Origin of the sequence: Geodermatophilus aquaeductus (assembly GCF_900182545.1) — a bacterium.
Classification (GTDB): domain Bacteria; phylum Actinomycetota; class Actinomycetes; order Mycobacteriales; family Geodermatophilaceae; genus Geodermatophilus; species Geodermatophilus aquaeductus.
The window spans coordinates 42,503-63,249 of record NZ_FXTJ01000019.1; the positions used below are offsets into that span (position 1 = coordinate 42,503).

The following is a 20,747-nucleotide window of genomic DNA, read 5'->3' on the forward strand; positions in this document are numbered from 1 at the left end:
CGTCAGGGACACCGGCCGTTGGCGGACTCCCGGACCGCCAGTGCCAACTCCAGCGCCCGGCGCCCCTGGAGTCCGGTCACCCGCGGGGAGCAGTGGTGCGCCACGCACTCGAGGAAGTGGTCGAGTTCGAGAGCAAGCGGCTCGCCGCGGTTCTCGAGGAACGGGATCTCCACCAACCCGGTCTGCCGGTAACGCGCCCCGCCGTCGGACAGGAACTCGTGGTGATCCACCCGGTGGATCGTCACGTCCTGGCGGATCAGATCGGCGACCACGTAGCTCGTCCGCCGTGTCAGCTCGATCCGGCGGATCTTCGTCTGCCCGACCCGGCTGGCCGTCACGGTCGCGGTGACACCGTTGTCGAACTGGAGCAGCGCGGTGGCGAGATCCAGGGAGTCGGTTCGCACCTGGCGGCCGACCGCCTCGACCCTGACGACCTCCGAGCCGGCGAGGGCCAAGGCGAGCTCCAGGTCGTGGATCATGAGATCGAGGACGACGTCGGCGGTGACCCGCGGTGCGAACGGCCCCATGCGGATCAGCTCGATGTGCAGCAGGCCGTCGACCAGGTGGTCCAGTTCCAGGACGGCCGGGTTGAAGCGCTCGATGTGCCCCACCGCCAGCACGCGCCCGTGGTCCTGCGCTGCCGTGATCAGGCGGTCGGCGTCGTCGACGGTCGTGGCGATGGGCTTCTCGACGAGCAGGTCCACGCCCGCCTCCAGCAGTGGGACGCCGATGTCTGCATGTGTCTCGCTGGTGCTCGCGACGACTGCTGCGTCGGCGCGCTCGGGCACCGCAGCCGGATCATCGCTGTACTGCGCGCCGACGGAGGTGGCGAGAGCGCGGCCGGAGTCCTCGTGCGGATCGACGACCAGGGTCAGCTCGGCGCCGGGCATCCGGTGCAGGACCCGGGCGTGGTGGGCGCCCATGATCCCGGCGCCCACGACCGCGACCCGGGTCACTGCAGGACCTCGCTGACCGCCTCGACGATGCGTTCCAGGTCGTTCCGGCTCAGCTGCGGGTGCACCGGCAGGGAGACGATCTCGGTCACCACCCGATCGGCGACCGGGGTCTCGTCCACCACCACCTGGGAGTTGTCCCGAAAGCAGTCGTAGTCGTGCATCAACCTCGGGTAGTAGATGCCGGTGGTGATGCCCCGGTCGGACAGGCCTGCCACGAAGCCCTCCCGGTCGACCGCCGCATCCGGGGTGATCCGGACGGTGTACTGGTGGAACACGTGCGACCGGCCGGCCGGCACGGATGGGACCCGCAGACCGGGGAGGTCGCGGAGGTGCTCGGAGAGGAAGGCCGCGTGGCGACGGCGGGCGACGTTGACGTGATCGAGTCGCGCCAGCTGGGCGAGGGCGATCGCGGCCTGCAGATCGGTGAGGCGGTAGTTGTGGCCCGCGGCCTCGTACTGGTAACGCGCACGCATGCCCTGGTTGCGCAGCACGCGGAGGCGGTCGGCGAGGGTCGCGTCGTCGGTGGTGATCATCCCGCCCTCACCGCACATGATGTTCTTGGTCGCATAGAAGGAGAAGCAGCCGACGCCCGAGGAGCCGACGGCACGCCCGCCGATCCGGGCGCCGGGCGCCTGGGCGGCGTCCTCCACCAGCGCCAGCCCGTGCTCTCGGGCGAGCTGCGCGAACCGGGGCATGTCGGCCGGGAGCCCGTAGAGGTGTACGGGCAGCAGAGCGCGCGTCCGCTCACCGATCAGCGCGCCGACCGCGTCGGGATCGAGGCAGAAGTCCTCGTCGATGTCGGCGAAGCGCACCGTGGCGCCGGTCTCGAGGATGGCGTTCAGCGTTGCCACGAAGCTCAAGGGGGTGGTCACGACCTCATCGCCGGGACCGAGGGACAGTCCGCGCAGCGCCGCGACCAGCGCGGTGGTGCCGTTGTTGACGGCGACCGCGTGCGCGACGTCATGCGCAGCCGCGAACTGCTGCTCGAGCTGCCGGACCTTCGGTCCCTGGGACAGTTGCCCTGAGCGCAGGACCTCGAGGACCAGCCGCTCCTCCTCGGGGCCGAGTGTGACGGCCGAGATGGGGATCGTCGGGTTCACGTCACCGCACCCTCCCCGGAGGACGCGGCCCGGTGCTCGGGGCACCGCAGGTCCGCCGGTCGGGCGGGATCCCGGCTGACCACCTCGCCGCACGCGCACACCCACCCGACGGGCCGCGCAGGGTTGCCGGCCACCAGTTGGTGAGCATCGACGTCCCGGGTCACCACCGCTCCTGCCGCCACCATGGAGAACCGGCCGAGCACATTGCCGCAGACGATGGTCGCGTTCGCGCCGATCGAGGCTCCGTCGCGGACGGCAGTCGGGGTGACCGTCCACTCGCTGGCGGACGCGCGAGGCCGGAGGTCGTTGGTGAACGCCGTACCCGGGCCGACGAAGACGTCAGATCCGAGCGTGACCCCGTTGTAGACCGAGACGTTGTTCTGGATCTTGCATCGGTCGCCGACCACGGCACCGGCGTCGATGAAGACGTTCTTGCCGAGTACGCAGTCCGACCCGACGGTCGCTCCAGCACGCACGTGCGCGTGATGCCAAACCCGCGTGCCCGTCCCGATCCGCGCGCCGTCCTCCACGACGGCCGTCGCGTGCACAGCAACGGAAGGCCGCGACGGGTCCTGCGGTGCTGTCATCACACCCCGATCGAGTCGTGGGCAGGCGTCACACGTTAGCGCCGGGTCGGAGCCGGAACCATCCATCTGGTGGCGCTCTGGAACTCGGCCCGACGTCGCCTCTCCGTCAGATCGGAGGTCAGTTGCGTCTCGGCGGTCCGGCGCCTCGGGTCGGTTCCGTCCATCGTCTGCAGGCGGGCGAGTGCCTCTGGGATGCGCGCTCGGATCTGGTCGTCGGGGAGGATCTGGGCCAGGGCGATCTCGGCCTCGTGGACGTTGACATAGGCGGTCTCGCACGGGGCGCCGGTCCACCAGTCCAGGAACTGGGCGCCGACCGTCAGCCGCTTCGCCTCCTCCGGCCAGGCGGCCAGGCGGGCCACGTGCAGGTGGTGCTCCACCGCTTCGGCGACGGACTCCCTGAGGGCCTGCTGCTCCGGCTCGTCCTCGGCCAGCAGCGCCTCGAGCTCGTGGTGGAGGGCGTCTGCGGCTGCGAGGATCCGCACCCGCCACGGGGCACCCCAGGGGCGTTGCAGGAGCCTGTTGAGCAGCCAGAGCACCGGGCCCGCGACCGCGACGAGTCCGGCCAGGCCCACCGTGACGACCATGGCCCGCGAGGCGCCACGGCCACCACTCCTCTCCGTCCCGGGAGAACTCATCCACTCCCCCTCCCCGATGCTCCGCGATCGCCGCAGGCGACCGGAGGACGGCCACGTCGGGCCCCCCGCCGATGCCCTCGCCGGACGGTGCGTCCGGGTGCACCGGACGGCGAGCAGCGCGTCCATCTGCTCGACCCCGGCTCCTCGGCTGCGTTCGTGTCGACGCTGCACTGAGGCTCTCCTGTCGGGGATGACGTGCGCGCAGGCGGTCGACGCCCACACGTGGCCGCGCGATGGTAGGACCGGGCCCGTCACGGTGGCGTCACGTGCCGCGCACGGCACCCGCATCCCCCGCCCGCGGGCCCACGTAGCGCACGTGCAGGTGTGCGAGAGGACCGTCCCCTCGGCCGCCGGACGCGTCGCCCGTCCGGGTGCGCCGGCCGGAGCAGGACGCCGTCACCGACGCCGACGTGCCGCCGTCGGGGCCGTCAGCCGACATCGACCGCTGCCCTGTATCACCGACGCCCCGCGACGGCTCATGGATCCGTGCACCGATCACCGCCCGCGACAGACGGGGCGTGGTGACCGAAGCGGTTGCACCGAGAGAAGAGAGACGAGCTGATGGATCCTCGGCACCGGTTCACGACCCCGTCGGTCCCGCCCCAGCAGGGCGGGGCGGACGCCGTTCCCGGACCTCCGCCGGCGCCCCCGCCCGCCACGGCGTGGCCGGGCTGGGAGCCGACGCCACCGCAGGGCCCCCCGCCCGTGACCTGGGGACACCCCGGGCCGCAGGGCGGCGGGGTGAGCGGCTACCCACCCGCGGGACCGCCCGCCCCGGGACACGCCCCGGCGCCGAGGAGGGACAGGAGGTGGTCGGTCCTCGTCCTCGCCGCGGTGGTCGTGATCGCCGGGGCCGTGGCGGCCGTCCTCGTCCTGACCGGGGCCTTCTCCGACGAGCCCGACCGCCCGTCCCCGGCCAGGGCCACGCCGGCGGCTCCCTCCCCGGCATCGCCGGAGGAGGTGACCTTCCACATCACGGACACCCTCGAGCCGGACGTCCAGGTCTTCGAGGTGCTGACGGTGTCCCGCGGAGGAGCGGACGTCGGGACGGTGGAGGTCAGTGTCGTGTCGCCGGAGGCCGTCCTGCCGGTGACGGCACCACCGGGTGCGACGACGTACGAGTTGCACGTCGAGACCGTCCTCGCCGACGACTCCCAGCTCACGTGCGTCGGCCAGGTGACCATCGACGTCCGCGACGGCGCGAGCTACGCCATCGGCTGGTCCCGGTCCGGTGACCAGTGCATCGCGACGCTCGTCGACGACGGCAACGGTCGCGACGGCTAGCGCGTCCACCAGGTCCGCGGCACGTCGGTGCCCGGGGGGACACCTCGGGCACCGACGTCCTCCCGGGAGAGGGTGCGGCTCCTCCCCTGCCCGCCGCGCGGTCACCCCAGGACGAGGTCGTGCAGACCGACCGGTGCCAGCGCCTCCCGCAGGTGCGCCAGGATGCGGGCCCGCGTGGGACCGATGCTGCCGATCGGCATGCCCAGGCGGGCGCTGATGTCCCGGTAGTTGACCGGTGGGGACGCGAGCAGCAGTTCCAGGAGCTGCCGGTGCCGATCCGGCAGGTCGTCCAGCGCACGCCGGACCAGCATCCGCTGCTCCCCGCGCAGCGCGGACACCTCGGGGCCGTCCTGGTCCGGGTCCTGGAACCGGGCACCGCGCGCGCGGGCGCGGTCCTCGTCGCCGTCCAGGAGTTCTTCACGGCCGCTCTGCCGGATGATCTGGAGGCACGCCCGCCGGGCGGTCGTCCTCAACCATCCCGCGAGGTGCTCGGGCTCCCTGAGGTCGACGACGTGCTCGACCAGCCGGAGCCACGTCGTCTGCACCGCGTCCGCGGCCTGTCCCTCGTCCAGCCGGAAACCCCGGACCACCGACCGCAGCAGGCCGGCGTACTCGTCGACGATCGCGTCCCAGGCCGCCGGGTCCCCTCCGGTAGCCCGGTCGACCAACACGGCGACCTCTGCAGGCTCCACGTCCCACTCCCCTCGTCCGCTCGGTGCACCGCACCGGGAGGAGGAGAGGCTCGGGAGGCCGCGCTAGCGGAGCGCCAGCGGACGGCGGGCGACGACGGCACCCGCCGGTGGCGGGCGCGGGCGGGGGGCAGGCCGTCAGCGGCGGGCGGCGAGCTGCTGCGCGAGCGATCGGGTCCGCTGCTGGGGTGGCACCCCCAGCTCGGCGAGCACGTGCTGGCAGCGACGGAGTGCACGCTGCGCGCCGACCAGGTCGCCGTCGGCCAGGCGCACCGCGACGAGGAGCTGGTGGGCCTCCTCCGAACAGTCGTCGGCCAGCAGAGCCCGCTCGGCGAGGGTCCGCGCCGCCTCGGTGTCCCCGCGCGCCAGCAGCAGGTCGCCGGCACGGACGGCGCTGGCGACGAACCTGCTCCTCAGCCGGTCGCGCTCCCACTCCAGCCAGGTCCCGCCGGCCACGTCGGCGAGGAGGTCCCCGCCCCACAGTCCCGCGGCCCGTCGATGGGCCGACAGCGCAGCCGAGGGCGCGCCCTGGCGCTCCAGCCGGGCGGCCTCGTCGCGGGCGTGCTCGAACTGCAGCACGTCGATCTCGAGCGCTCCGTCCGCCACCAGGTACAGCACCGGACCGGCGCTCCGCACGAAGTACGGCGGGTCCAGCTCGCCCCGGTCGGGCTCGAGGACGTTCTGCAGGTAGGTGAGGGTGACGCGCAGGTTCCGCCCTGCCGCGACGTCGTCGAGGTCCGGCCACAGCTCCGCCGCGATGGCGGTCCGGGTCGGCCGGGCGTGCGTGACGAGGTAGCCGAGGAGCTGGCGCACCCGTTCCCTGCGCAGCTCCGGCGCGGTGACGACCACGCCGTCGCGGCGCAGCTCGAGCGGGCCGAGGGCGCGCAGCTGCAGCCGTGCGGTCGGCGCCGCCGGGATCGCCCTCAGCAGGGAGCGCGCCGTGGCCGCGAGGGCCCGGGGTGCCGTCGCGGCCTGGGCGCGCAGGGTCGCCCTGGCGGCGGGACCGAGGTCCTCGACCAACGCCGGGGCACCGGCCTGACCTGCGGCCGCCATCCCCAGGGTCAGCTCGGCCACCCACGGCACCGGGAGGAGTGCGCGCAGGACCGGCCAGGTGGTGGCGGAGATGTCCCCGGCCGCCGTCGTCGAGCCGCGCTCGCGGAGCTCGACCAGCGCGCGCGCTCCGGCGTGCAGGTCGGCGAGGGCGCCCGGAGGCGGGTCGGCGTCCCACCGGTCCCGGACCTCGGGCACGAGCACGTAGAGGAGCGGCAGCGCCACCGGGGACACCCGGACGGCGGCCGAGTTCCGCCCGCCGGTGCGCGCGATCGACCGCAGCGCGGCAGCCGACCGGCCCTCGTCCCCGGCGGACAGGTCGTGGAAGGTCTCCGCCAGCGTCCGGGCCAGGGGCGCCCATGCGACCGGGGAGGCGCCCAGGACCGACCTCGACGCCCGGAGGAGCTCACCGGCCTCCTCCTGACGACCCAGGGCGTCGAGCAGGGAGACCGCGCAGGTCACCAGCTCGGGAGAGGTCAGCACCTTGGCCGGTCGCATGTCGGCGAGCAGGTACGGCAGCAGCCGCTCCGCCTCCTCCAGGCGCCCCCTCAGCCGGAGGGACTCCAGGAGGAGGCACCGCGCGACGCCGTGCATCGTCGTCGCCGTGTGGGACAGCGACCGCCGGGCCAGCACCTCGCCGGTGGCGGCGTCACCCAGCCGGAGCAGCACCAGCTGGGCGTGCAGCCAGTCCTGGACCGGGTTGAGCGGTGCCCGGGAGACCAGACCCGGGACCGTGAGCGCCGACCGGACGTCGTCGGTGGAGCGCGCCAGGACGCCGCGGACGAGCGCGACGAACGCCGGCGCTCCCGGGTGGCCGTCCCGCGCCAGTTCCTCCAGCGCCTCCAGCAGGGTCTCCATCCGGCGCCGGTCGCTGCGCCAGAACGCCAGCTGCACCAGCGCGTTCAGGCAGGCGTATCGCACGCCGGGGTCCCCCTGGGCCACCGCGAGCGCCCGGACCAGGAGCTCCTCGGCCGTACCCGGGCTCGTCGGCTCCGCCACCATGGCGGCCAGGAGCAGGCCCTCGGGGCTCTGCCGTACCTCGTGCGGCAGCCGGTGCGACCACGCCTCGAGGACGTCCGTCGGCACCAGCGCGGTGCAGCACTCGCACACCTCGACGACGAGCCGGCGGACGTCGTCCCAGGCCTGCGCGTCGAGCAGCAGGCCCATCGCCTCGTGGTACTGGCCGCGACCGCGCAGGATGGCGGCGGCGGTCCGTCGCGCCTCCGCCACCTGCCCGGAGTCGAGGTGGTGCTGGAGCGCAGCCGCCCACAACCCGTGCAGCGACCACCACCCCGAGCGTGAGCGGACGAGGAGGGGCAGCCCCTCCAGCAGGGACGGGAGGTCCACGTCGCGGCCGAGGAGCGCGGTGGCGATCTCCTCGTCCGCGCCACCCACGGCCACGAGCAGTGCCAGTGCGTGGCGCCGCTCCGGCGACAGCTGGGTGAGCAGCTCCTCCCAGACGTACCCGCTGACGGCGAAGGGGCCCGCCGTGGCCGTCAGCTCGGCGAGGGCCGGCCAGCCGCCGACGTCGCCGAGGAGCTCCGGCGACACACCGCGGGACTCGGCGAAGGCGGTCACCTCGTCCTCGCGGAACTGCAGGTCCTCCTCCCGCAGGACCACGGCGTCGCCGCCGGCCACGAGCCGGGTGACCGACAGCGGCAGCGGGGGGCGGGAGGCGAGGACGAGGTGCCCGTTCCGCGGCAGCTCCTCGACGAGGTGGCCGAGGAACCGGGCGGCCGGAGATCCCGGGGACACCAGGTGGACGTCGTCCAGCACCAGGGCGACCTGGCGGGGGGCCGCGCTCCACAGCGCCTCCGCCACCGCGACCGCGGCCTGGCGCGGGTCCTCCGGCACCGGGGCGGAGAGCCCGACCGCGGCGAAGGCACCGGAGGCGAGGAACGACAGCGTCGTGTCGTCCCGCTGACAGGTCAGCCAGCGGTCCTCCCCCGACGGGGAGAGCAGGTTCTCGCTCACGGCCTGTCCCAGCAGCGTGGTCTTGCCGAAACCGGCGGGTGCCACCACCGCGGTGAGGGGACGCTCGAAGCGGCTGCGCAGCACCTCCAGCAGCCGCGGCCGCGTGATCAGGTCCCGGTTGGCCAGAGGCGGCGTGTACCGGAGCGCCCGGCTCATGGACCGACTGTAGGCACCACGCGACCGTCGGTACACCCGATTCCGTCCGCTGACGCACCGCTAGCGGCGTTCCTCCGCGCCGCGGTGTATCACCACCGGCCGTCCGGTCCTCTGTCCCACACCGGCGTCACCGGGACCCGGTCCTCCGTCGCCCCGCTCGGCAGGCGGTGGTGGGCGCCAGGAGGGGGCGGTCGTGGGACGTGACGACCGCCTCCCCCGGTGGGACGACCGGCAGGTGATCGGGCTCGCGGCCGAGGTGCTCGACGGCGAGGAGGCCCGCAGCGGCGGCCTCGCGACGCCCGCGGCGCAGGACTCCGACCGGGCCGAGCCGTCCCTGGCCGACGTCGTCGCCGCGGGGCGGGCCGCCTACTGCTGGCTCGACGTCATCGTGACGGTGCGGAACGTGACCCGACACCACGGGCCGGTCGCCGGAGCCTCGCCCCGTCCCGGGCCCACCGCTAGCTTGGCCGCTCCCCCACCGGATCGACGCACGATCGACGGGCGGTGACCACCGTGCAGGTGTCCGAGGACCGACCCGACACCCCGCCTCCGCTGCTCGTCGACGAGGTCCGGCGACGGGTCGGCGCCCGGTTGGCGGGGATCCTGAGCCGGAACCGGGTGGCCCGCCTCGGGCCCGTGCGCCGCCGCTGGCCCCTGGCGGGCGTCGGCCGGTCCCTGGTCGTCGTCACCCGCCAGGACGACGTCGACGAGGTGCTCCGCCGCACCGACGCCTTCGCCTTCCCCTACGCCCACCACCTCCCCGGTGACTTCCTCCTCGGGTCCGGGCCGGCCGAGCACCGGCGGCAACGCGCCGAGCTCGACACGGTGCTGCGCTGCGAGGACGCCGACCGCCTGCGCCGGCTCGTGACGGACCGCGCCGAGGCGCGAGTCGAGCGCGCGCGCCGAACCGGACGCATGGACGTCGTCGGCGAGCTGGTACAGCCGGTCCTCGACGCCGTCCTCGACGACTACGTCGGCACGACCGGTCCGGACCCGGAGACGCGCCTGCAGTGGGCGAGGGACCTGTTCGAGCACATCTTCCTGAACCGGGGGGAGATCCCGCTGGTGGCGCGGCGGGCCGAGGTGGCAGGGCGGCAGATGGACGCGCACCTCGCCTCGCTGGTCGACCGGGTCCGGGCGACCCCCGGTGGACCGGACACCCTGCTGCGGCGTCTGGTGGAGCGGCAGACGTCCGACCCCGGCTGCGCCCTCGACGACGCCGGGATCCGCGGCAACGTCATCGGGATGGCCATCGGCTGGCTCTGGCACGGCGCGCGAGCAGCCGTCCTCGGCGTCGACGGGTTGCTCGCCCGTCCTCCCGCCCTCGAGCTGGCCCGCGAGGCCGCGCGGGACGGGGACCTGGAGCAGCTGCGCCGCCTGCTGTGGGAGGTCCTCCGGTTCCGGCCGGTGCAGCCGCGGCTGCCGCGCCGGTGCACGGCGGAGACGGTCCTGGCTGCAGGCACCCCGCGGGCCCGGCGGGTCCCGACCGGCGCAGCCGTCTTCGTCGGCACCCACTCGGCCATGTGGGACGAGTCGGCCGTCCCCGACCCGGAGGACTTCGACGCCACGCGAGCCCAGGAGCAGTACCGGGTCTTCGGAGGTGGTCCGCACCGGTGCCCCGGCGAGCACGTCATGGGCGTCCAGCTGCCGGCGCTCCTGGCGCCGCTCCTCCGCTCGGACGGGCTGCGGCGCGTGCCCGGCCCCGCCGGCCGCGCCCGCTGGGACGGTCTCTACCCCCGCCGCCTCGAGGTCGACCTCGGCGGGGAGCGGTAGCGCCGTGGTGTACCGGTCGTTCGCGACTCCCGGCCGGACCGCCGTGCCGGTGCGCGCCGAACGGGCTCCCTCCCGAGAGGCCGAGGCGGTGGCGCCCCGGCGGGCAGCCCTGCGACCCGACGCCGTCGGCCGTACGGGGATGATCACCGTGCTGACGGCGTTGAAGCCCCTCGGTGCGTCGTGGCTCCGGGTGCTGTTCGCCCTGACCCGCCGTCTGCCGGGGCTCACCGGGCTCGGCCCGCTCGAGTCGGTCCACTTCATCCGCTGGAGCGTCGTCGGCTCCCTGCCCTACGACGGACCGCCGCAGGTGCGCGAGCGGCTGCCCCACCGGCTCCTGCTCTGGGAGACCGTCTACAGCGCGCCCACGGAGCCCTACGTCGAGACCTTCGTGTACGGGGTCGGCGACAAGGTGCGCAAGATCTGGTGCACGTCGCACGGGTTCCCCGGCACCCGGTCGGTCACGGGGCTGGCGGGCTACATCGGCGAACTGAGCGTCGCCGGTGCCCACTGCTGGTCCGCGCACCCCGCAGCCACGGTCCGCACGATCCTCTCGGCACTCGACGTGGCGAGGGAACACCGGTACCTCGTCCGGGCCGCCCGGACCACCGGCCCTGCGGAGTTCGCGGTGGTCTACCGCGGCTTCCTCGCCCGACGTCAGGGGGACCTGTGAACGCCACCTGCCCGGCCACCCCGTTCACGGTGCTGACACCCGTGGTCCCCGGCGAGGAGCAGGCGCTCCGCGACGCCCTGGGGCAGCTCTCACGGGCCGGGGCCAGCCCCTTCAGCCGGGTGGCCGAGACCCACGTCGCCCGCTGGGTCCTGGTGTCCGGGGCCCCCTGGCGGTACCGGGGGCTCCCCCGCCGGACCCGGCCGCTGCGGATGCAGTACCTGCTGTTCACCAGCACCGCGAACCGCCCGCCGGAGCAGCACGTGGAGGACCTCCGCACCGGGCTGCGGGGTGACGCCGACGCGGCCTGGGGCCACTGCGTCGGCTATCCGGGGTACCAGGAGTCCGCCGGCTTCCGCCGCTACCTGCTGCACAACCGGCTCCCGGTCCACCGGTGGTTCGCCGCGTACGACGCCACCGTGCGGGAGGTCGGGGACGCCCTCGACCTCCGGCGCCGGCACACCGAGTTCGCGGTGCGGACGCAGGACGTGGATGACCTGCGCCTGCAGGCCGCCTTCCTCGCCGAGTTCGCCGAGGACGGGACCTGAGCCATGGCGACGGCACCCGACCTGGCCGACGTCCAGGGCAACATCCTCAACGGGTACGGCTTCGGCCACGCACTCCACCTGCTGATCCACGGGGAGACCGCGGCGGCCGTCCGGCAGTGCCTCGGGGAGGTCCAGGGACGGGTGACGACCGCGGTCCGCTGGCCGCAGGGGGAACGCCCTCGCGCCACCCTCAACGTCGCGATCAGCTACCGCGGGTTCGAGCGGGCGGGGCTGCGGCGGTCCCTGCTGGACCGCTTCCCGGAGGCGTTCCGCGTGTCGACCCGCGATCGGGCTCCCGGCCTGGGCGACGTCGGGCCCAGCAGCCCGGAGGGCTGGGACCGGCACCTCGGCACCGGCGACGTGCACCTGGTGCTGACCGTCTGCACCCGGGAGCGGGCCGACCTCGCGGAGCAGCGGCGGCAGCTGCGCGAGGAGGTCGAGGCGATCCGCGGCCTGGCGGTCGTCGCCGAGCAGGAGACCCACGACCTGCCGCACAGGCGGGAGCACTTCGGTTACGCCGACGGGTTCTCCCAGCCCGACATCGAGGGCGTCGACCGGCCCGGCAGCCACCGGGCTCCGGAGGACAGCGGCGTCGGCGTCCCCCTCCCGGACGGCGGCTGGCGGCCGGTCAGGCTGGGTGAGTTCCTGCTGGGTCACCGGGACGAGGACGGCCAGGTCGACGACGAACCCGACCCGGACCTCGTCCACGACGGCACGTACGTCGTCTACCGCAAGCTCGAGCAGGACGTACCCCGCTTCCGGGCGGTCCTCGCCGACGCCGCGCGCCGGACGGGCCTGCCCGAGGAGCTCGTCGCCGCGAAGGTCATGGGCCGCTGGCGGGACGGGACCCCCCTGGCCACGCAGCCCTCGCGCAGCGCCCCCGACGGCCTCGACGACGTCGCGTGCGACCAGCCGGGCAACGACTTCCGGTACCTGCCCGACGACAGGGACGGCCACCGCTGTCCGCTCGGCGCCCACGTCCGCCGGGTCAACCCCCGGGACGCACTCGACTTCGGCGGCGCGGTGCGCTCCAGCGGCAGACTGACGGCGCGACACCGGATCATCCGCCGGGGCATGCCCTACGAGGACCCCCGCGCCCCGGGCGACGAGCACGGCCGTCGTGGGCTGCTGTTCATCTGCTACAACGCCGACATCGCCCGCCAGTTCGAGACCATCCAGGCGCACTGGTGCAACGACGGCGACACCTTCGGGCTCGGGGACGACCGTGACTGGTTCGTCGGTGGCGCCGGCGGCAGCGGGAAGATGACGATCCCCACCCGCGACGGCCGCCCGAGGTTCGTCGAGGTCCACCCCGACCTCGTCGTGACTCGGGGCACCGAGTACCTGTTCGCGCCCGGGATGCGCGCACTGCACCGACTGGCCGACGGCGCCTTCGGCTAGCGGTGCGCGAGGACGGGCACCGGGCCGCCCGGTCCCGGTGCCCGTCACGTACCCCGCTCACTCCGGGGACTCGCGGCCGGACCTCCGTCGCTCGCTCGCGGTCGCGCCCGCGACGAAGGCCCACACGGCGGTCAGGATCTGCAGCAACGCGATGAGCCACCGGTCCTCACCGGCCGTCAGGGCCGCGTTGACGAGGAACACGACGGCAGCGCTCCACCAGAAGACCGGGCTGTCGACGGCCCTGCCGCGACCGCGCCGGGGGGTGGTCGTCGCCGGCCCCCCGCTCCCGGCGCGTGCCATGTCCCCGCTCACAGCTCGCTGCACCGGCCGTTCAGGGGCTCGAACCGGCCGCCGCACGTCGCGCCGTAGGCCTCGTACTCCGATCCCACCGGACTGACCAGATAGAGGGCGTCACAGGCGTACGGGTCGCCGTCGGCACATCCCCACGCCAGCAGGTCGAGCAGTGTGAGACACGCGTCGACCGAGCCGTTGACACAGTCCGTCGCCAGCGCGGTCACCTCGTCGTCCACCGTCGAGCCGGTCCACGAGGCGCTGGTCGCCTGGTCGGCCACGCTCGCGGCGTCCACCGGGGTCGAGGCCTCCGGAGTCGGCTGGGACGGCTGCGTGAGAGGCGGCGCGGATGCTCCCGAGGTGACGTGGACGGCGTACAGGGTCGCCAGCGCGGTGATGACCCCGGCCAGCGCGGTGAGGACCCCCGGCATGGTGCCGAGGAAACCGAGGACACCTCCGCGCGGTGGCGGGGCGTCCGACGGCGGTGCCGGCACGCCCAGGGGCGGTGGGTCGGGGGTCATGGCGATCCTCCTGTCGCAGGACCATCCGTCGTCGGGCGCTCCGCCCGACCGGGCCCGGCCGGTCCTCGGGTCCGGGCACGAGTGGAAGAGGCCGGCCGGGGGGCCGCTGATACGCCGTCCCGTGTCTCGCCGCCGGCGCCGGCTCACCGGGTCCCGGCGGCGCCCGCGCGAGCCGGGCGGTCCCGGTGCAGCGGGACCACGGTGAGGGCCGCCGGCGGACGACGCGCCCCGGCGAGCAACGCCTCCATCCGGGCGGAGGGGGGCACGCCCATCTCCGCGGCGAGGACCGCCCGGAACGACTCGTAGGCGCGGACGGCCTCGACCAGGTTGCCCTCCGCCAGGTGGATGCGGACCAGCGTGCGGTGCGCGCTCTCCCTCAACGGCTCGACCTGGACGGCGTCCTGGGCGGCCTGGACCGCCTCTCCGAAGCGGCCGCGCCGGGCCAACCGGTCCGCCAGGGCCTCCATGGCGTGCAGGCGCAGCTGCCGGAGCCGCTCGCGCTCCAGCAGCACCCAGTCGTCGTACCAGCCGGGGAGCAGCTCCGCGCGCAGCTCGACGTCCGCGGGCACGGCATCCGGCAGGTCTCCCCGCGGGTCGAGCAGGCGCTGGGCCCACCGGACCGTCTCCCGGACGTCGACCCGCACGCCCCGCGCCAGGGACAGGGCGCCCCCGGTCGGGTCCACCACGCCGGGCGCCGCCTTCTGCAGCCGCCACAGGACCGAGCGCAGGCTGCCGTGGGCCTGCTCCTCGGGGACGTCGGGCCACAGCTGACCGGCGACCGCGGCACGCGCCGGCCGGTGCGCCAGGCCCAGGTGGGCGACCAGCCGCTGCACCCCGTGCGGCAGGTCCAGGACCGCCTCCTCCCCCGTGCTCAGCCGGAATCCCCCCAGCAGGGCCACACGCGCCGGTCCGACGTCCACGATCCGTCCCCTCTGGCACCCGGTGCTGTGTGCAGCACCTCCCTGGCTACCGGAGGGGTACGTGGCCCGGTTGATACCGCCGAACGGTCGCCGGCCGGTGGCCCCACCCGGTCCGGGCGCCCCTGAGGGATCCGCGAGGTGCATCAGGTTCTCGTCACCGGGCATCACCCACGCCGTCACGACGTCCGCTCCCGCCGGGGCGGGGATCGCCGCCTGCCGGCTGTCCTGAGGTGATCCGGTCGGCCTCGTGTGTCGGCCCGGTCGGCGTGGCCTCGGCGGCACCGATCCGGGAGCCCGGGTCACGGACCTCGTCCGTTCGCGCGGACACCGCCGCGGTCACGGACACCGGGACGTGCCCAGCACAGCACCCGCCACACGTGCCCCCACGCTCGGGACCGGCGGGCCCGCCTCACCGGCCCTGCCGGACGAAGGTGTCGAGGAAGTCCTGGACCCGCCCGATCGCGGTCGTGATGCTGGTCGTGGCGCCGGACCGCTCGGCCGGCTGGTCCTCGACGTCCACCCGTGCGGTCACGGTGATCCGCAGACATCCGGACCCGTCCGCCTCGGCCCGGACGACGCACGTCCCCGTGTGCGCGCCGCCGGGAGCCGTTCCGTCCGCCATCGGTCCCCCAGGTGAGAGGGAGGCGGTGGACCCCACCGCCTCGACGAGAGGTGCTGCCGGTCCGGCGCACCGGACGACCGGGGCAGGCACGCGCCCGCCGTCCGCGACGGCCGCCACCGACGGGTCGCCGAGCACCTCCACGGAGCGGCGTCCCGGTCCTCCGGCGATCGGCATCCGGTCACACCGGGAAGGGTCGCGCTCCCCCGTCACCGAGCCGTTGCGACGGGACTACCGCGGTGGAGACGCCGACGAGGCCCCGCCACCCCGTACAGGTCGCCGGGAGCTCCGGCGGAGGTCGTCCCGGACGGGACACCGGCGCTCACCTCCCCGGGGCGTCGGTCCTGCCACGACGGAACCCGCTCCGCCAGGTGCCGTTCTCCGTCATCACCAGGCAGGCGCCGCTGTCACGGCGCGGGCAGCGCGTCGGGTCCCCGCAGGTGAAGGAGGGCGTCGCGTCCGGGGCCGCCCGCAACGCGGTCAACCGGGCGACGGCGGACCCGAGACTGCTGTCCGTGACGTCGTACCGCTCGTGATAGGCCTCCGACGACCGGATGCCGATCGCCGGTCGGTCGAAGTGGTGCACGCGGGTCGCGTCGAGCAGGTTCCGGTCCACCGGTCCGTGCGGGTGGGAGTCCGAGGACGGCCTGGTGAACCACCGGTGGACGGGCGGGTCGGGCGTCATGTCCCACGGCGACCGGGGGCGGCCCGCGCGCTCCACCCGGCGCGACAGGTACCAGACGACCACGAGGTGCAGGGACAGCACACCGGCCGCGATGGTCAGTGACAGCAACCAGGGGGAGGTCGACGGCTCGGGCGGCTCGTCGGGCTGCCGTTCGGTGTAGGCGACGAATCCGGCGGCGACCACGGGCAGGGCGATGCAGACCGCGGCCACCGTGCGGACCCCCACCACGAGCCGGGAGGCGATCCCGCTCGACTCCCGGTGGGCCACGAGGGTCGCCGCAGCCGCCGCGGTCGTCAGCAGGAGGACCACCATGTTGTTGCCCTGCTCGGGACCGGGGTGCTCCTGACGGGCGACGTGCCACGTCGCCGAGGCGAGGACGGCGCACACGGCCAGGCCTGCGATCGCCATCGTCGCCAGCCACCCGGACGACTGGACGCGGAGGTCGACCTGAGCCCGGCACAACGACCCGTGCGGGACCTCGACCCCGTGCAGGCCCACGGTGAGCGTGTCGTTCTCCTCGTGGTCGGCGGTCAACCGGTGCTCGGGTTCGTTGGGTCGCCCGGCGAGCAGGGTGGCCCGGCCGATGCGGACCCCGGGCGGTGCGGTGATCTCGACGTGGTAGCTGGCCGCACGCTCGGCCGAGGGCACCTGGAAGCGGACGCGTGTGGATGCCCAGCCCAGCGCCGCGGCGACCCGGTCCCAGCGGTAGCGGGCGGGTACGCGCTGGTTCGCCCGGTAGGTCCACACCGGGTCCTGCGCCGTCGGACACCTGAGGTCGGGCCACTGGTAGACCCACCGGATCGGCTCGACGAAGGACACCCGCAGGAGCCTGTGCCTCCCCGCATCCACCCGGAGGAAGGCGTAGAGCGTGAAGCCGTTGCGCAGCTTCCGGGCCGCGGCGGTGAACACCGCCGACCCGCGGAGCACCTCCAGCGGGCCGTCACCGGAGGGGCTGGTCGCCTCGAACCGGTCCCAGCACTCCCGGACCTCGTCCCTGCGGCCGGCGACCAGCGTCTGGATGAACTCGGTGACGACGGCCGCATCGCGCGCGTCCACGGCGTTCGGGTGCCGCGTCGTCGTCGCTGCGGCGGCCATCAGGATCGCCTCGTCCAGCTGCTGTGCCAGACGGAGCCCCGACATCCTGACCGGCTGGTCGTCCTCGGTGCGGATGTGGAAGTCGACCAGCGTCCGCCGGCGCATCAGGGTCAGGGGCACCAGCCAGTACTCGACCCCGCCGTCGTCCACGAACACCGGGGCGTCCTCGCGGACCCGGAGGTCGATGGTCATCTCCCTGACGACCGTCCGTTCGTCCTGGAAGGCGATCGTCTCGACCCGGCGCAGGACCCACTCGCCGAACTGGAGCTGGGCGAGGAGCATCCGGCGGCCCACCTCCGCGCAGAACGCGACGGGAAGCTCGCCGGAGGCCGCCCTGCGGCTCGCCTGGAGGGCGAGGTCGACGGGACTGGCCCGCCACCGCAGCGGCGCGCGCACAGCGGTACGCACCGTCGTCCGGCCGTCCGGTGGTCCTCCCATGGCGTCCTCCCCGTCGGGCAGGCACGGACCCCGAGCCCTGGTGCCCGGACGACGGCCGACGCTAGGTCGCGGCCGTCACCGGGGCGTCACGGGCGTGGTGGCGCCACGGACGGCGACGGTCGGCGGGACCGCGGATGACGGCTCACCCGTTCCCGTCGGCCGGGTCCATGGCCCGGCTGGTGAAACCGTCGAGCCAGTCACGGACGGCGTCGAGCACGCCCGTGACGGACGACGCCACGGCGACCGTCACCTCCTCGGCGGGCCGCCCCACGGTGACGTCGCCCAGGGTCAGGAGCCGTGCCCTGAACTCCCCGGCGTCCTCGAGCCAGACGCGGATGAGCAGTGCCGCACTCGGGTGGTCGATCAAGTCGTCTCTCCTGGGGGGTCCCGCCGAGCGTCGCAGGACCCCCCGCGGCAGCCGTGCGACGCGGTCGGGGTGCCGGGCCCCATGCTCAGAGCTCCCGCTGCGTGACGCAGTCCCCCGGACGGATGACCCCCGGACGGATCCCACTGGCGGCTCCCCGCCCGGGCTGTCACCCGGATCCGAGTGCGAGCGCAGCCGGTCGACGTCATCGGGGCCCCAGGTCCCGGACGCCGCACGCCGGAGCTGCGGGCGCCGCTCCCACGGGACCGGGGAGCCCGCCGCGCTCGTCACCTGTCGTCAGTGCCCGTGCAGCAGCCCGGACGCGGCACGGCCGCCGAGCGGGTCGTCGCTGCGGGCCAGGTCACCGGTCCTCGGACAGTCCGGGTGACGGGCACCCAGCGTCCGGCGGATCCGCGGGACATGGGCGAGCAGCCGCGTCATCAGCTCGCTCGGGGGAACGCCGAGCTCGTCCTGGAGCATCGTCCGGAAGCACTCGTAGGCCCGGACGGCCTCGACCACGTTGCCGTCCGCCAGGTGGATGCCGACCACCATCCGGTGGGCGCTCTCGCGCAGCGGCTCGGCGCGGACCGCCGAGTGGGCCGCCTGCAGGGCCTCACCGAGGCGGCCGAGGGAGGCCAGTCGAGCGGCCACCGCCTCGAGGGCCTGCAGGCGGAGCTGCCGCAGTCGCTCACGCTCGAGCAGGACCCACTCGTCGTACCAGCCGGGGAGGAGGTCGCCGAGGAGCGCGGCATCCGGAACGAGGACGCCCTCGGTCCCCGTGGCGAGGGTGACGGCGCGCTGCGCCCAGTCACCGAGGTCCCGGACGTCCACCCGGACCTCCGGCGCCAGGCACAGCGCGGTCCCCGACGCATCGACCACGCCGGGTGCCACCTTGTTGAGCCGCCACAGTGCCGACCGCAGGCTCCCGTGCGCGTGGTCCTCGGGGACATCGGGCCACAGGTGGCCGGCCGTCACCGTGCGGGTGGGCCTACGCGACAGGCACAGGTGTGCCACCAGTCGCTGCACTGCGCGTGGCAACTCGTCGCCGGTCGGCGGCCGGCGGCCGGGCAGGTCGAGCTCGAAACCGCCGAGCAGCGTGACGCGGGCAGGGGGTGGACGGTCCACGGGAGGGCTCCTTCCTCCGGGACGGATGACGGTGACGGGTCGGCGTCGGGCGCCATCGGCGTCGGGCGCGCCACCCGGCTCGTGGGCGACGGCCGGTGGCCGGTCGCGACGACGTCTCGCTCGACGACGGGGGCGCACTGGTCCCGACCGGGACCTGCAGCGCGGTCGTCGCGCTGCCGCCGGCCCGGGCGCGTGTGCGGGCGGCCACCACCTGAGCTGCGGCAGCGCCCGCCGCTCGCGTCCGGGTCGACGAGCGGATCAGGTGGTGCGGGTGGACCGTGCCCGACCGACCCGCGTGCGTCCGTCCGCGCTGGTGGGCCTGACACGGAGCTGCGCGACTTCGACCGACATGACTCCCCCTGACGCACGCACGAGAGGTGCGGGAGGGCAACGCTAGTCACAGAAGGCCATCGGGACCGTACGCAGTTGTGCGTATTGAGGAGCGACGTCGGCCCTCGGTGCGCCGGCCACGCGACGGAACTCGACCGTGACGTTAGGCCCTTGCCCAACGGCACCGGCGGAATACGCTCCGTTGCGTGTCGCGCGCCACGACGTGTCACGCCGCCTGGCTGGAACTCGTCGGGGACATCCTGCAGGGCCAGCCCGGGGCACGGGAGTTCCCGCACGCGCGGGTGGCCGACCTGCTCCGGGAGTCCTTCGACGCGGCCTGCTGCTCCCTGCACGCCGTCGACGCCGCCTGGGTGGACCACGTCGTCTCCGCCTGGCCCCACGACTACCTGCCAGAGGTGCCGTCGCTCGGGGTGCTCCCCGATGCCACCACCCACCCCCTCATCCGCTGGTACGCCGTGACGGGCAGCTCCGCAGCGCAGATCCTGGGCCGGGTGCCCCGCGAGGTGGCCCCCCGTGGCATGGCGGCCGAGTGGTCGGCGTTCGCGCGCCACTTCGGGATCAGCCACCAGCTCTCCCTGCCGCTCCGGACGGGAAACGGGATGGAGGCGTACGTGGTCAGTCGTCCCCACGGCGAGTTCACCGATGCCGATGCCGGCCTGGCCGCCCTGGTCCTCCCGGCCGTGACGGCGATGGTCCGCCAGCACCGGGTCCTCCACGACGTACCCGGGTGGCGATGCGACCGCGTCCGTGCGGCCGGCCTGACCGAGCGTGAGTTCGCCGTCCTCACGCTCCTCGGGGAGGGGCTCACCGCTCAGGCGATCGCCCACCGCCTCACGGCCTCCCCGCGGACGGTGCAGAAGCACGTGGAGCACCTGTACCGCAAGCTCGGCGTGCGGGACCGGCTGACGGCGGTCCAGCGGGCCCGCGACGCCGGCCTACTGGCCCCGTCCCACGGGTCCGGCGGACGACGCGGGACCACGGACCCCGCACCGCTGATCCCCCACCCCCGGAGCGGGGACCACCACCTCGCCTCGCAGACGTCCACGAGCAGGATCCGGCGATCCACCGCGGGATGACGTCCCGGCGGCAGGCGCTTGTGCGCGGGGAGGGCACCGGGGGCGACGCCGCCGGTCCCGGGCGACGACGGGTGGAGGATCCTCGGCGCCGGCTTCGCCCTCTGCCCCTCACAGGGATCGACGTGGATGGGCACGCAGCCGTGTGCGCACGTGCCATGTCGTCCTCGGACACCAAGGTGAACCCCACCGTCGCCAGGTCGGTGGGGTTCTCCTTCTGGCGTCGGCACGTCCGGCGGTCGCCCGTGGCCTCGACGTCCCGTGACGGCGGACAGCGCGCGCACCCGGCCCCGCTCGGAGGGGCCAGCATCGGCCTCATGACACTCCCCCGCCGCGCTCTCGCGAGGGCGCAGCCGGCGGCGGTCGCGCTCGCGGGCTGCGGCGTCCTCGCGCTCGGCTGCGCGGCGGCGGTGGCGGGCTACGGTGAGCTCCACCCGGGCTCGCT

General features: G+C 74.6%; 20 protein-coding genes. 7 read left to right on the forward strand and 13 right to left on the reverse strand.

Translation table 11 applies throughout. From position 1 onward, the window contains the following. Window positions 1-2: 2 nt before the first annotated feature. The 4 genes from FN207_RS25235 to FN207_RS25250 are packed head-to-tail and all read right to left on the reverse strand — an operon-like array spanning window position 3 to window position 3,215. Entirely contained in the window at window positions 3-956 is a 954-nt protein-coding gene (locus tag FN207_RS25235; RefSeq protein ID WP_142461205.1) for a Gfo/Idh/MocA family protein, read from the reverse strand. Continuing rightward, entirely contained in the window at window positions 953-2,056 is a 1,104-nt protein-coding gene (locus tag FN207_RS25240; protein WP_142461206.1) for a DegT/DnrJ/EryC1/StrS family aminotransferase, read from the reverse strand. Before FN207_RS25240 ends, FN207_RS25235 begins: the two co-directional genes overlap by 4 nt. After that, entirely contained in the window at window positions 2,053-2,643 is a 591-nt protein-coding gene (locus tag FN207_RS25245) for an acyltransferase (RefSeq protein WP_142461207.1), read from the reverse strand. Before FN207_RS25245 ends, FN207_RS25240 begins: the two co-directional genes overlap by 4 nt. Window positions 2,644-2,678: 35 nt before the next feature. Next, on the reverse strand, window positions 2,679-3,215 hold the full coding sequence (locus FN207_RS25250; RefSeq protein ID WP_142461208.1) for a hypothetical protein: 537 nt from the start codon (window positions 3,213-3,215) through the stop codon (window positions 2,679-2,681). 897 nt (window positions 3,216-4,112) lie between these two features. On the opposite strand from FN207_RS25250, the gene FN207_RS25255 reads away from it, so the two are divergent. Next, entirely contained in the window at window positions 4,113-4,562 is a 450-nt protein-coding gene (locus FN207_RS25255) for a hypothetical protein (protein ID WP_142461209.1), read from the forward strand. Between the two features lie 101 nt (window positions 4,563-4,663). Here the strand turns inward: FN207_RS25255 and FN207_RS25260 are convergent, their stop codons facing one another. Together FN207_RS25260 and FN207_RS27430 are read right to left on the reverse strand one after the other, a co-directional pair. Then, window positions 4,664-5,254 carry an RNA polymerase sigma factor gene (locus tag FN207_RS25260; RefSeq protein WP_142461210.1) on the reverse strand — a complete coding sequence of 197 codons (591 nt, stop codon included), beginning with the start codon at window positions 5,252-5,254 and terminating at the stop codon, window positions 4,664-4,666. A 135-nt stretch (window positions 5,255-5,389) separates the two neighbouring features. After that, a complete protein-coding gene (locus tag FN207_RS27430; protein ID WP_142461211.1) occupies window positions 5,390-8,431 on the reverse strand; it encodes an AfsR/SARP family transcriptional regulator in 3,042 nt (1,013 codons plus the stop codon). 193 nt (window positions 8,432-8,624) lie between these two features. On the opposite strand from FN207_RS27430, the gene FN207_RS25270 reads away from it, so the two are divergent. From FN207_RS25270 to FN207_RS25290, 5 genes are all read left to right on the forward strand, one after another. Beyond that, window positions 8,625-8,939, forward strand: a complete 315-nt coding sequence (locus FN207_RS25270; protein WP_142461212.1) for a hypothetical protein — start codon at window positions 8,625-8,627, stop codon at window positions 8,937-8,939. Beyond that, complete coding sequence (locus FN207_RS25275) at window positions 8,936-10,204, forward strand: cytochrome P450 (RefSeq protein WP_142461213.1); 1,269 nt, start codon at window positions 8,936-8,938, stop codon at window positions 10,202-10,204. The genes FN207_RS25270 and FN207_RS25275 overlap by 4 nt, the downstream gene beginning before the upstream one ends. Window positions 10,205-10,343: 139 nt before the next feature. After that, a complete protein-coding gene (locus FN207_RS25280) occupies window positions 10,344-10,874 on the forward strand; it encodes a hypothetical protein (protein WP_142461214.1) in 531 nt (176 codons plus the stop codon). Next, window positions 10,871-11,419 carry a hypothetical protein gene (locus FN207_RS25285; protein WP_142461215.1) on the forward strand — a complete coding sequence of 183 codons (549 nt, stop codon included), beginning with the start codon at window positions 10,871-10,873 and terminating at the stop codon, window positions 11,417-11,419. Before FN207_RS25280 ends, FN207_RS25285 begins: the two co-directional genes overlap by 4 nt. Window positions 11,420-11,422: 3 nt before the next feature. Continuing rightward, the gene (locus tag FN207_RS25290) at window positions 11,423-12,820 is read left to right on the forward strand and encodes a Dyp-type peroxidase (protein ID WP_142461216.1); all 1,398 of its coding nucleotides are present in this window, start codon (window positions 11,423-11,425) and stop codon (window positions 12,818-12,820) included. A gap of 57 nt (window positions 12,821-12,877) precedes the next feature. On the opposite strand, the gene FN207_RS25295 is transcribed toward FN207_RS25290, so the two are convergent. The 7 genes from FN207_RS25295 to FN207_RS25320 form a co-directional block, all read right to left on the reverse strand. After that, window positions 12,878-13,120 (reverse strand): hypothetical protein, encoded by a 243-nt coding sequence (locus tag FN207_RS25295; RefSeq protein WP_142461217.1) that lies wholly within the window; start codon window positions 13,118-13,120, stop codon window positions 12,878-12,880. A gap of 8 nt (window positions 13,121-13,128) precedes the next feature. Then, window positions 13,129-13,632, reverse strand: a complete 504-nt coding sequence (locus tag FN207_RS25300; protein ID WP_142461218.1) for a hypothetical protein — start codon at window positions 13,630-13,632, stop codon at window positions 13,129-13,131. 143 nt (window positions 13,633-13,775) lie between these two features. Next, window positions 13,776-14,552 carry an AfsR/SARP family transcriptional regulator gene (locus tag FN207_RS25305; protein WP_246066372.1) on the reverse strand — a complete coding sequence of 259 codons (777 nt, stop codon included), beginning with the start codon at window positions 14,550-14,552 and terminating at the stop codon, window positions 13,776-13,778. A gap of 409 nt (window positions 14,553-14,961) precedes the next feature. Next, window positions 14,962-15,084 carry a hypothetical protein gene (locus tag FN207_RS27435; RefSeq protein ID WP_281282173.1) on the reverse strand — a complete coding sequence of 41 codons (123 nt, stop codon included), beginning with the start codon at window positions 15,082-15,084 and terminating at the stop codon, window positions 14,962-14,964. Window positions 15,085-15,493: 409 nt separating this feature from the next. After that, window positions 15,494-17,389 (reverse strand): hypothetical protein, encoded by a 1,896-nt coding sequence (locus FN207_RS25310; protein WP_142461219.1) that lies wholly within the window; start codon window positions 17,387-17,389, stop codon window positions 15,494-15,496. 142 nt (window positions 17,390-17,531) lie between these two features. Beyond that, window positions 17,532-17,756 carry a hypothetical protein gene (locus FN207_RS25315; protein ID WP_142461220.1) on the reverse strand — a complete coding sequence of 75 codons (225 nt, stop codon included), beginning with the start codon at window positions 17,754-17,756 and terminating at the stop codon, window positions 17,532-17,534. A gap of 294 nt (window positions 17,757-18,050) precedes the next feature. Then, window positions 18,051-18,878: an AfsR/SARP family transcriptional regulator gene (locus FN207_RS25320; RefSeq protein WP_142461221.1), complete on the reverse strand. Its 828-nt coding sequence runs from the start codon at window positions 18,876-18,878 to the stop codon at window positions 18,051-18,053. A gap of 536 nt (window positions 18,879-19,414) precedes the next feature. Here FN207_RS25320 and FN207_RS26775 point away from each other — a divergent pair. After that, window positions 19,415-20,305 (forward strand): response regulator transcription factor, encoded by an 891-nt coding sequence (locus tag FN207_RS26775; RefSeq protein WP_142461222.1) that lies wholly within the window; start codon window positions 19,415-19,417, stop codon window positions 20,303-20,305. Window positions 20,306-20,747: the final 442 nt, after the last annotated feature.